Raw genomic sequence first — 11,820 nt, 5'->3', positions numbered from 1 at the left:
ATCATGAGTTAGCTCTAGCCGATTAAAATTAAAACTTCTGATTATAACATATATCTTTTTTGCAAGAGGTCTATTATCTAGCACCCGGATTGTTTGCGATCGAGTCACTGAGTCTGAGTCTAGCAGTCGTTGCCGCAGTTGCAGCAGTGCCAGCAACACTGGAACCAGCAAATGCTTCTACAGTCACAAGTTGGAAATTCGATCCGGCGACAAATCAGCTAGAAATTACTCTCCCAGAGGGAACAACCCCCAGATATTCTCTACTCAATCCGTCTCAGATTGCTGTGGATTTGCCCAATACTGAGATCGGAGTAGATACAACTCAGCTATACCCGCAAGGCAGAGTGCGTTCTGTGGAAGTGAGTCAACTTCAACCGGGAACGGCGAGAATTCTGGTCAATTTGGCTCCTGGAGTCGGTTTCAGCGCGGGGAAAGTTCAATTCCAAAGAAGCGGGTTAGAAAATCGCTGGGTGTTGCGTCCTTCGATCGAACCGACTCGAATTATGGAAACTCCCGAAACTCAACCCCAGCCTGCCATACAAGTACCGCAAAACCAGCGGCTGACAGATTCCAACTCAACTGCTGCCCCAGAGGTCGATCGACCTGAGCCTCCTACTTCCCCGAATCCCGCTACAAATTATTCGCAGCCGCCAACTCCCAATGACCAAATCCGGCCGCTAAGAGTGCCTTTAGTCAATGTTCGCCTTGACGAACGCCGTGGGGTACAAGCTGCTGCTCTACCCCGCCTAGATCCTCAAATAACGGCTGCTGCACCCCAACAGCGGACGCTTACTTTTGGTGAACCGCTTCCTGGGGGACGATCGAATGCTCCTTTGCAGGCTGCGACTGGGGCGAATGTCTTGTTGCCGGCGGGCACGGAGCTGAGTTTACTATACCCGGGCGATCGGGCTTTGCGGCTGCAAGCGAAGCCCAGCCAAGAGGAAGTGCTGTTGCTGCAAGGGGGAATTTTCGACAGTCGCGGCAATACGATCGTACCTGCTAATACGCCGGTCATCGGTCGGTTTGAAACGACCAACCTCGGCAGTCGATTTGTGGTCGAAGCTATTAGTCTCAACGGCCGCAATATTCCTCTGTTGGCTCGCTCAGAACCCGTGGGAGGCCGCCGACAACAGCCTTCCGATCGCAGTTTGTTGCGAAATACTGGTATTGGTGGCTTAGCTTTGTTCTTGCTGAGCGGCTTTTCCGGTGTCGGTTTGTTGGCGGGAGCAGCAGGTGGTGTTGCTACAACTTACGTGGCTGCTCCTCAACCTGCTACGATTCAACCCGGCCAAATTTTTCAAGTTCAGTTAACGGAAGATTTGCCCCAGTTTGGTTTTTGAAGCCAGAAGGAGTTTTCCATTCTCTGAAATAAAGTAGGGACTTAGGCTTTGCCTAAATCCCTACCCCATATCTGTAATTGACTCAACTGAAAACCGCTATATCGGCGATTTAGAAATTTTGACCTTCACTGGTTGGAGCTATCGAACCCGGTTGGTTGAGGAACAGGTTTTTAGCGCCGTCATTTTGGTAGATACAGTTAATTTCGGGTTGAGCTTCCAAGGGGCCGGTGAAGCCAAAGGTGTTCATGCGATTTTTGCAATCGCGCACTTGGTCTTGGCTGATGAGTTTTCTTTGTTCGAGAATTGCCCAGTTATTGGTTCGCAGGACGCATCCGGGGCGCATACTCGGCTGCGAGATGTAGACGTTGAAGGGGTTGAGGGTGACGTAGAGGCGCATATCTGTCACCATCGCGCTTGCTCCAAACTGCACGCAAAGTTCTGGGTTCGGGGCGCTGCGATCGATAAATTCGCGGGAGGCTACGTTCTCTGGGCTAATTGTAGCTGTGGAGCTAAAGGCAATGCCAATGCCAATTCCCAGAATAAAGACGGCTGTTAAAATCCCTAGGGTGGCGGAATTGAGGAAAGAGGGTTTACCGGACTGAGGTTGACGCCGCGACTGTCCGCCAAAGGAGCCTGGGTAGTCGGAGTCTTCATCTGCTCGGGATGGGTCGCCGCTGAATCTGTCGTTGTAGGATTTAGGTTTGCGTTTCATATAATGTTCGTTCCCTCAGTTCTGGAGACTCAACAGGTAGTAGTTTGTTATTTTTAACCGATCGCGCCTTTCTAATATTATGGCGCTAGGAAGGTGGTTGCCCAGGGCCCAGGACACGCCCTGTGGGTTTGGTGTTGGGTTCACAGCTTGCGATCGACCAAGGGGCTGCCTTGTCTGAATTTTCAGATTTCAATAAAATAGCTGAAAGTGAGATAGTCTTGCACAGCGGAGGAATCCGGCTCAAGATTGTTGACAAATTTTAACATTTTACAAGTCAGGAGGTATAGATTAGTGTCTGTCGAAATTATTCAAAAGCCTTCCACAGTCCGCAAGCTTGCACCACGCTACCGCGTTCTGCTGCACAATGATGATTTCAATCCTATGGAGTACGTGGTGCAGACTTTGATGGCGACGGTACCGAGTCTGACTCAGCCACAGGCGGTAAATGTGATGATGGAAGCCCATACTAACGGGATGGGATTGGTGATTGTTTGCGCTCTCGAACACGCTGAGTTTTACGCTGAAACGCTCAATAATCACGGATTGAGCAGCAGCATCGAACCTGACGATTAGAACCTGACGGTACTGCAACGGATTCGCCCAGCCGATTTCCGACTTATACCGTCAACCCTCATACATACCAAAAAGCCAAGGGTTAGGCCCTTGGCTTTTTGGTATATTTAATCGGGTAGATATGGAAATTTGAAGAGCATAGATTTTTCGGAACGACCGGAAGTGGTTCGGAGCTAGGTGAGCTCTGGCGCCAATTTCAACTCTCCAATCTCAAATCTTTCTCAGAGGAAATTAATAACGTCCTCCGCCGCCGCCCCCTCCGCGAGCAAATTTTCCAGGGCCACCGCCGCCCCGGTTGCCGCCACCCCGGCCTTCATCTTCGCGGGGTTTAGCTTTGTTAACTTTGAGGTCGCGACCCATCCACTCTGCTCCGTCGAGAGCGCTAATGGCTGCATCTTCTTCTGCATCTGTGGACATTTCTACAAAACCGAAGCCGCGGGGGCGACTGGTTTCTCTGTCGGTAGGTAGATGTACTCGCTTAACGGTTCCGTATTCGGCGAAGACGGTGGTGATGTCTTCTTGGGTAACTTGGTAGGATAAGTTACCGACGTATATCGACATGAGGAATAACTCCAAAATTTAGACAGTGCGAAGATTTCAGTTTCGGAGAGTCCCCTGCCGATACAGAAGGGCAAGTTTTTAGACAATTCTGTAGCAATGAACAAAGCCTGCAACTGAATCTGATTCACACTTGATACTTTAACATAGAATAGAGTCTTTTGAGTAGGTTTCAGGAGTTAATTAAGTTGTTCTAATTAAAGGTAAAACTTTTAGGGTATTCAGAAACCTGGTCGATCGGTGTGATGTTTTGCCTGCAGTGGAAGCAGAGAAAGTTATGCCGCGCCCTCTCATCGCAGGAAAGATACATCCACCTTGCCAAAGTTGGTACTCAAAGCTAGGTTTACGTTTTCCAGGGCTTTGACTAACCAGACTACGCCTTCTCGAGTACTGCATTCGTAGTGACCGAACAAAATTGCCAGCCGCTTTTCTAGGTAGGGCTTGACTTTGCCGCAAATTAGTACGATTTTCAGCAGCAAACCTGTGGTTTGGGTGGGACCGAGGTTTGAGATCAAGTCGATGAAGACAAAGTGGTTGGGCCGCACAGGACTCTCTACTACTAAAAAGTTCAATAACTGGCTGCAAGTTCTGATCATTAAAAATTCATTAAACTTCTGATCGTCGCTGTGGGGCAGGGTATTTTGTAGTTGCTTATACAATTTTTCGTTAAAGAGACGTTTGCCGTAGCGATCGTCGGTGACAGAAGAAATCAGGTATTCGTACAAGTCGTCTTTAAAGGAGCGGTAGGACTGATTTGTGCTGGCGTTCGCCGTGAAACGGCCCGCTAGCTGTCTGTAGGTATCTGCTCCTTCTACTTTTCCGACAAATTGCTTGAGGGCAAAGAATAGTTCCGGGTCGGTCAACAGGGTCGGATTTTTTATAGGTTGTATACTTCTTTTGAAGACAATTGAGGTTTCCCGACGCGCTGTTTGGGCTTTTCTCACTTGGTGAGCAACATACTGGGAGAGGTTGATCTCAAATTGCTGCTGCTTTTGAGCTTGGATTTTTTTAATGATTTTTTGCTGTTCGTAGCTGCTGTCGTCGCTGAGCAGGCAGTGTTTGTACAGGTAAGGGTAGCGGGGAATTAAGGTTCCGAGGGCGAGGGTAGCAGGGGTTTTGCTGCTGCTATCTTCATTGTTGTGAGTTATGACTTTGGCTAAACGTTGGAGGGTGAGGTACTGTTCGCTTTCGGTAAATTGATTTACTAATTGGGGGATGGAGCCTCGCCCCCGCGATCTATGGTATCCAAATAAGATTTTGGGTGCTTCTTCAAACAGAGCGATCAATTCAGGGATGGCTGCTTGCTTGCTGGGGTAGGTTTGCCAGCGGTTGATCAGGATGTGGCAGCAGCGGTTGAGAATGTATTTGAATTCTTGTTCGGCGTGTTTTGAGGCTGCTATTTTTTCGAGTGCTTCGGCGATCGAGCGATCGGGATATCCGGTACCCTGGATAAACAAAGTGCGAAAGCGGCTGATGAGTTCGGCAGGCTGCTCTCGTTGTACCAACTCCAGCCAGTGCTTGTAAAGTAGCTGTTCTTCTTCGTGGCTTTGTCTGTTGTAGTCGTTCACTGTGGATTAACCCTCCGAGGCTGGGGCAGGAGCTTTCAGCGCTATTATTTTGATGAATTGGCAAATGAATCGCAATAATTGAGTCAACCGAGCTTCTCGCCGGCGGAGACTTATGGGTAGAAGCGGTCAGCAGCTTATGCCGATCGATATTTTTTGCTTAGTTAAACTATTTATCAACACCAGCATGACATGAATTGTTGGTAATTAGCAAGGCCTTAAATACCATCGACTGTGTAAAGTATTGGTAAAGATCGTGGGTGGGTACGGGATAATTTTTTGGTGAACCGACGATTTAGTATTAGGATGATCGAGGTCAATCCCGATCCGCCGCCCGCTGTTAGTTAAATTTGAGGTTGGGCGAGGTAGAATTAGCTGTGAAAATAATTATTTTAAATGTGAGTGCTGGTTATGGTTTGTCGCGTAAGTATCGCCCAACTTGCTGAAATTTTAACTGTACCTTTGCCTACTGTGTCTGAAGGCGTTTTGACAGTTGTAGGGACAGGTATTGCCACAGATACGCGCACTCTTGAGGGGGGTGAAGTATTTTTGGCGCTGCGGGGAGACAATTTTGACGGCCATCAATTTGTGGCAAAAGCCAGGGATTTGGGGGCGATTGCCGCGATTGTCGATCGACATTGGCAAGAGGAATTGCCTAATTTTCCGCTGTTGCGCGTTGACGATACTTTAAAAGCTTACCAGTCGATCGCCCGTTGGTGGCGTGACCAATTCAGTATACCTATAGTTGCTGTTACTGGGTCTGTAGGTAAAACTACTGTTAAAGAGTTAATTGCAGCGGTTTTGTCAACGAGTGGAAATGTTCTTAAAACTCAATATAACTACAACAATGAAATTGGAGTACCGAAAACTCTGTTGGAGCTTTCATCGACACACAATTATGCTGTAATCGAAATGGGAATGCGCGGGAGTGGCGAAATTGCGCTGCTGTCGCAAATTGCGCGTCCTACTATTGCGGTAATTACTAATGTAGGAACGGCACATATCGGGCGATTAGGTTCCGAAGAGGCGATCGCCCAAGCTAAGTGCGAACTTTTAGCCGAAATGCCTGCTGATAGCATTGCTATTCTAAATCACGATTGTAACAGATTAATCGCAACTGCGACCGAAGTTTGGCAGGGAAAAACTTTAAGTTACGGTTTAGAAGGCGGGGATTTGTGCGGAGAATTGCTCAACAATGATACAATACTTATAGATGGTATAGAATTACCATTACCGCTGCCGGGACGGCACAATGCTGTAAACTATTTGGCGGCTTTGTCGGTAGGGAAAGTGTTAGGTATTGATTGGGAAGTTTTAAAGCAAGGTTTGTCTGTGCAGTTACCGGATGGAAGGGCGCGCCGTTACGATTTGCCGCAGGATATTGTGATTCTGGATGAGACTTACAATGCTGGTTTGGAGTCGATGTTGGCGGCCCTGAGACTGTTAGCAGATACTCCAGGAAAGCGCCGGATTGCGGTGTTGGGAACGATGAAGGAATTGGGCGACAGGGCGATCGAATTTCACCGACAAGTGGGAATGGCGGCGCGAGAGTTGAATCTGGATGCTTTGTTTGTTTTTGCTGATTTTGAGGAAGCAGCGGCGATGGCCGCGGGCGCGGCGGGTTTGCCTTTTGTGGAGATAGGAGATATTACAGCCAAGGATGGGCGGGAAGATTTAGCAAAGCGGTTGTTGGGATTTGTCGAAAAGGGCGATCGGATTTTATTTAAGGCTTCTCATTCGGTTGAGTTAAATCGAGTTGTGGAGAAGTTTAGGGCAGATTTTGCGGGGGAGTAATAGAAAAGAAATTTTGGGGATTTGAAATTATGCGATCGCTTCTAGTCGATCGCCGCCTCAAACTCACGTTTCGATCGTTGATGCGTAGGGTAAGATGCCCATCTGCACCTAAGTCCCGATGCCTCAATATTTTGATAGCCCTCTGGCCTCGATTTCGATATCGGGATCGATCTCAATTATTGAAATTTTGGCATTTTCAACTACTGTATTTCCGAGCATTGTATTGTGCATTGCCTCAAACTTAGATTCATCCTTAGCAATTCGTTCGTAGTGCAAAATTACGTGATAACGCTTTTCAATTGGCTCTCCAGAATCCGAAATTTCCACCGCATCCCAATCTATATTTTGAGAGTCTTCCGCTTGCTGGCGGTAGCGAGATGCTAAATTTTCCAGGGCGATCGCGATCGCGTGTTCTTTCGTTTGTCCGTAAAAATTCATGGTATCATCAGGGCGATCGCTCAGAGATGACGAAATCTGACAAAGATACTGCCCGTTTGATTGAGCGCAAACGTCGATCGCAATTGTACCAGCAGTGCGATCGGGATTTATTTGAGTCATAAGCTGTTCGGCATTTAAAAGACGATAGTAGGGTGCGTCAGTCCATAAGCGTTTCCCAAGTCCTGTAAGTATTCTAACTGACCACGAATTTCTTGAGGGTAGAAGCCCCCGGATTTATCCGTGGAATCAATCCAAAATCGAAAATCGAAAATCCTCAAGCCCCCGCATTTATCCGTGGGGTCAATCTAAAATCTAAAATCTAAAATCTAAAATCTAAAATCTAAAATCGATTGACGCACCCTACAAGGCTGAAACTCACCACAGCACAAGTTTTAGGAGCCGGGGAAGCATGACCTATTTCAGGATATGTCGAAAAAAAGCTAAAATATCGATTAGTTTTCGTTGGACTTGTCATGTCGGAGAGCAGATATGAATTCAGTTGAGGAGACCGGATTGTCACAAATCGTTGACTTGCCACTGATAGGGTCTGCTGAACAATATCTCTTCTCAGTCGAGGATGATCGAGAGCGTGCTGATAAGCTACAAGAATTACTTGTCCCCAAGCTTAAGGTTCTCATTGAACAAGCTTGTGGCCTAATTCACCAGGTTTATGGCACAGATGTACTCTCACATTGCCGAATAACGACTACACCAGCCCATCGATCTGGAGCCAAGAAAACCAAGGCCGTCAAAGTAGCAACCGCTGGCTTGGCTATAAAAGGAAAAAGTTGGTATTTCCAACAGAGGTTCGAGTGTACTTCTGATAGTTTGTCTGTGCACTTTTTTGGATTAAGAGGGCTAGAAGGTAATCCGATTGTCCAAGTCCTGAAGAACCATTGGGAAGATGTTACTCGGATTTTCGAGCAGGGTAGATATGAAGTTTACTCTTATGCTATTGGATTACCGGGAGAAGCTTTTGATGAGTTAATTAACAAGCTGCAATTGGTTCCTGAAGGAGATTGGAATGGTACTTATATTTGGAGTCCATCCCTAGTTCTTCCTATTAAAGACCTAGATGCAGCTCAGCCAGTGATTGATAACTTTGTCACACTCTTTGCGATCTTTCGTGCTGCAGCAAATGTGTTTCTTGGTGAGGAAGACCGTTTTGAGGAATACCTAAAATGTTTGTTGGATTGGCAAAATCAAAATCCGCTTCAGGTTCAGGAATCTGTAACTACTACTAGATTCTTTCCTGATGAAGTAGATTCAGTACAAACATTTCGTGAAGGGGCTGTACGGCAAGTTTCAGTCAATGCCTATGAACGAGAGCCTAAAGCTCGACAAAAATGTATTGATTATTACGGTTCTAGTTGCTATATTTGTGATTTCGATTTTGGCAAAACTTTTGGACAACCAGGAAAAGGTTTCATTCATGTTCATCATCTAAAACCCCTTTCAGAAATTGCAGAAGAGTATGAAATTGACCCTATAAAAGATTTGCGTCCTGTTTGTCCAAATTGTCACGCTATGATTCATCGTCGTTCACCACCATTTAGTCTTGAAGAAATCCAGATGTTGTTGAAGTCTGCTCGTGGTTCTACTATCTAATATGTGGGGCTTCCTGAATAAGCCGATCGCAAACCCAGACCACGCAATATGCGGTATATTCAGCAAACCCTAATTACTATCAACGGGGTTTTAAACCCAGTTTTCTAATAAAATGCCTACTGTCGGCGAATCATAGCCATCACAGCATCAACCGTAAGTTCCGGGAGAATACCTAAAACTGGTAAAATATCTGCACCCGAACAGATTATAGGTAGCTCCTCACCCTGCCATACCCAAACTTGTTGGTGAGAGAGATCGATTAGCCATGCTAATTGCGTGCCGTTAATGAGGCAGTGGAGGATCTTATTCTGCAATTTTAAAGTGCTTTGATCCGGCGATAGAATTTCAATTAACCAATCCGGTGCGCCATTAAGTGGTCCGTCTTCATCGGTAAGCCGATCGCCTGCTACAATCGCTATATCTGGTACTGGCGAGTAGGGAAGTACCAAGCAACGCAACTCTGGTATCGCTTCAAATCGATCAGTCCGATCGTTGATATAGTTAACCAAGTTGTGTTGCAGTCGCGAATGAAAAAGGGTTGGCATAGTTTTTTGAACTGCTCGTCCCAGAATAAATTCCCATGCAGGCGAGGATTCAATATCCGGTTGAGCGAGGAAGTCTGTTAGTGAAAGTGTTGCGATCGACTCAATCATATTTTTTTGTCGAACCTCACTGTACTTATTATCTAGATTAAATCCCCGACTTCGTAGAAGTTGTCGGGGATTGAATTGTTCTGTTTGACTCCAGATAGCACCTACCAGGAGTCAAATACACTACTTCGCAGCTTGACGCTCTTTTGCCGCCTTAATCACTTCTTCAGCGATGTTATTAGGACAAGGAGCATAGTGCGAGAAGGACATGGAAAACTGACCGCGGCCAGATGTCATAGTACGCAAATCGCTAATGTAACCAAACATTTCGCTCAACGGCACATCTGCCTTGATCCGCGCTCCAGTTTGTCCTGTCTCCTGAGATTTCATCATCCCACGGCGGCGGTTGAGGTCGCCGATCACGTCGCCCATGTAGTCATCTGGAGTGAATACATCGACATTCATAATCGGTTCGAGCAACTGAGGCCCGGCTTTCGGCAAAGACTGACGATAGGCCGCTTTGGCAGCAATTTCAAAAGCCATTGCTGACGAGTCAACGGGGTGGAAACCGCCTTCTAGAAGGGTGAATTTCAAGTCTAGGCAAGGGAATCCGGCCAAGACGCCTTTGTCGATGCAGCTTTCAAAGCCTTTTTCGACCGCTGGCCAATATTCTCTCGGCACGCTACCACCAGTCACTTTTGACTCAAATATGAAGCCACTTCCAGGCTCACCAGGCTCGATCACGTAGCCGATTTTGGCAAATTGACCGGAACCACCTGATTGCTTTTTGTGGGTGTAATCGTCTTCGAGGCGCTTGGTAATCGACTCGCGGTAGGCTACCTGTGGTTCGCCGACTTCTACTTCGATGCCGTGGGTGCGCTTGAGAATGTCTACTTTGATGTCGAGGTGTAACTCGCCCATCCCCTTGAGAATCGTTTCGCCACTTTCTTGATCCGTCACCATGTGGAAGGAAGGGTCTTCTTGCACCATCTTGGTGAGGGCTGCTCCCATTTTTTCTTCGCCGCCTTTTTGTTTCGGTTTGACCGAAATCGAAATAACGGGATCGGGGAATACCATCGGCTCTAGGGTTGCGGGATTTTTGGGGTCGCAGATGGTGTGTCCGGTGCGGACGTTTTTCATACCGACGATCGCCACAATGTCCCCTGCTTGGGCCGATTCAATTTCTTCGCGAGAGTTGGCGTGCATTTCCACCAAACGACTGATGCGCTCGGTTTTGCCTGTGGCGGTGTTGAGTACGGTGTCGCCCTTGGACAGAGTACCGGAGTACAAGCGTGTGAAGGTTAGAGCGCCGTAGCGATCGTCCATGATCTTAAACGCGAGTGCCCGCAATGGCCTGTTGGGATCGACGATCGCAAACTCGCCGGTTTCCTCGCCATCGAGATCGACTTCTGGCTGCGGTGTGACTTCCATCGGGTTTGGTAGGTAGTCAACTACGGCATCGAGAACCAACTGCACGCCTTTGTTTTTAAACGATGAGCCGCAGTAGGTGGGGAAAAATGCCCGATCGCGAGTACCTTTGCGAATGCAGCGCTTGAGGTCGTCGAGGCTCGGCTCGTTGCCTTCGAGATACTGTTCCATCACAGTGTCGTCTTGCTCGACGGCCAGTTCGATCAACTTTTCGCGCCAAGTTTCGACATCATCCACCATATCGGCGGGAACATCTTTAATTTGATAGTTCAGGGGATCGCCGGAATCATCCCAGATCCAGGCTTTGCGGGTCAGCAAATCGACTACGCCGCAAAACTTTTCTTCTATGCCGATCGGCAATACCATTACCATCGGTTTAGCGCCGAGGATTTTATCAACTTGCTGGACAACGCGGTAAAAATCTGCACCGGTGCGATCGAGCTTGTTGATGTAGATGACGCGAGCGACTTTGGAATCGTTAGCGTAGCGCCAGTTGGTTTCAGATTGCGGTTCAACTCCACCCGAACCGCAGAACACACCAATGCCACCATCGAGAACCTTCAAAGAACGGTAAACCTCGATCGTAAAATCGACGTGTCCGGGAGTATCGATGATGTTGAGCTGATGCTCGTTCCAGAAGCAGGTGGTAGCAGCGGATTGAATCGTAATACCGCGCTCTTGCTCCTGTTCCATGAAGTCAGTAGTCGCCGCGCCTTCGTGAACTTCACCGATTTTGTGGATTTTACCCGTCAGTTTCAGGATTCTTTCAGTTGTGGTGGTCTTGCCAGCATCTACGTGGGCGAAGATGCCGATATTTCGATAACGAGTGAGATCTTTCATAAATTAGTGTTGAGATTAAATGCGACGAACCGTCGGCGACCACCTGCAAGCGTGACAAGCGAGGAATCAATGTTGCCTGGTAAGGCCAGTACAGGCCGGATTTCCTTTTTCCTGTTTCTGGCAGGACTATCTTAATTTTGACACTTCTCCGTCATTCCTGCGAAGGATTCTTGGTTTAATAAGAGCCCCAAGCCTGACAACTCATAAAAATACCCTAGACCAAGGGAAAAATCGTCTCCGAAAGTAGGTTGGGTTGAGGCACTCCTACCCAACAACTTCGTGTTTTTGACGTTTCGCTCAACCTGATATTTTGCAGCAGTCTCAGCAAAAAAGTATAAACCGCGTTTCCTGACAAAAAACCTAGGATTTTACGT

Annotated in this window: 10 protein-coding genes; 4 read left to right on the top strand and 6 right to left on the bottom strand. The window is 47.4% G+C overall.

Features of this window, described 5'->3' with window-relative positions:
- The first annotated feature begins 59 nt into the window (after positions 1-59).
- Entirely contained in the window at positions 60-1,340 is a 1,281-nt protein-coding gene (locus tag QT973_RS16195) for an AMIN domain-containing protein (RefSeq protein ID WP_333210632.1), read from the top strand.
- Positions 1,341-1,449: 109 nt separating this feature from the next.
- Here the strand turns inward: QT973_RS16195 and QT973_RS16190 are convergent, their stop codons facing one another.
- On the bottom strand, positions 1,450-2,052 hold the full coding sequence (locus tag QT973_RS16190; protein WP_333057009.1) for a DUF3172 domain-containing protein: 603 nt from the start codon (positions 2,050-2,052) through the stop codon (positions 1,450-1,452).
- Between the two features lie 291 nt (positions 2,053-2,343).
- Here QT973_RS16190 and clpS point away from each other — a divergent pair, with 291 nt between their 5' ends.
- Positions 2,344-2,625 carry an ATP-dependent Clp protease adapter ClpS gene (clpS, locus tag QT973_RS16185; RefSeq protein ID WP_015178019.1) on the top strand — a complete coding sequence of 94 codons (282 nt, stop codon included), beginning with the start codon at positions 2,344-2,346 and terminating at the stop codon, positions 2,623-2,625.
- Positions 2,626-2,856: 231 nt separating this feature from the next.
- On the opposite strand, the gene QT973_RS16180 is transcribed toward clpS, so the two are convergent.
- Together QT973_RS16180 and QT973_RS16175 are read right to left on the bottom strand one after the other, a co-directional pair.
- On the bottom strand, positions 2,857-3,186 hold the full coding sequence (locus tag QT973_RS16180) for an RNA recognition motif domain-containing protein (protein WP_172192890.1): 330 nt from the start codon (positions 3,184-3,186) through the stop codon (positions 2,857-2,859).
- Between the two features lie 287 nt (positions 3,187-3,473).
- Positions 3,474-4,751: a hypothetical protein gene (locus QT973_RS16175; RefSeq protein WP_333057011.1), complete on the bottom strand. Its 1,278-nt coding sequence runs from the start codon at positions 4,749-4,751 to the stop codon at positions 3,474-3,476.
- 408 nt (positions 4,752-5,159) lie between these two features.
- On the opposite strand from QT973_RS16175, the gene QT973_RS16170 reads away from it, so the two are divergent.
- Entirely contained in the window at positions 5,160-6,542 is a 1,383-nt protein-coding gene (locus QT973_RS16170) for a UDP-N-acetylmuramoyl-tripeptide--D-alanyl-D-alanine ligase (RefSeq protein ID WP_333057012.1), read from the top strand.
- A gap of 123 nt (positions 6,543-6,665) precedes the next feature.
- Here the strand turns inward: QT973_RS16170 and QT973_RS16165 are convergent, their stop codons facing one another.
- Complete coding sequence (locus QT973_RS16165) at positions 6,666-7,100, bottom strand: hypothetical protein (protein ID WP_333057013.1); 435 nt, start codon at positions 7,098-7,100, stop codon at positions 6,666-6,668.
- Positions 7,101-7,469: 369 nt separating this feature from the next.
- On the opposite strand from QT973_RS16165, the gene QT973_RS16160 reads away from it, so the two are divergent.
- A complete protein-coding gene (locus tag QT973_RS16160) occupies positions 7,470-8,588 on the top strand; it encodes an HNH endonuclease (RefSeq protein WP_333210627.1) in 1,119 nt (372 codons plus the stop codon).
- A 116-nt stretch (positions 8,589-8,704) separates the two neighbouring features.
- Here the strand turns inward: QT973_RS16160 and QT973_RS16155 are convergent, their stop codons facing one another.
- Positions 8,705-9,241 (bottom strand): Uma2 family endonuclease, encoded by a 537-nt coding sequence (locus tag QT973_RS16155; protein ID WP_333100238.1) that lies wholly within the window; start codon positions 9,239-9,241, stop codon positions 8,705-8,707.
- A 120-nt stretch (positions 9,242-9,361) separates the two neighbouring features.
- Complete coding sequence (gene fusA / locus QT973_RS16150; RefSeq protein ID WP_333056027.1) at positions 9,362-11,446, bottom strand: elongation factor G; 2,085 nt, start codon at positions 11,444-11,446, stop codon at positions 9,362-9,364.
- Positions 11,447-11,820 lie beyond the last annotated feature (374 nt).

Source organism: Microcoleus sp. Z1_A1, from assembly GCF_036700305.1.
Taxonomy (GTDB): domain Bacteria; phylum Cyanobacteriota; class Cyanobacteriia; order Cyanobacteriales; family Microcoleaceae; genus Microcoleus.
Note: the sequence above shows the minus strand (reverse complement) of the source record. Positions and strands in the feature narration are given on the sequence as shown.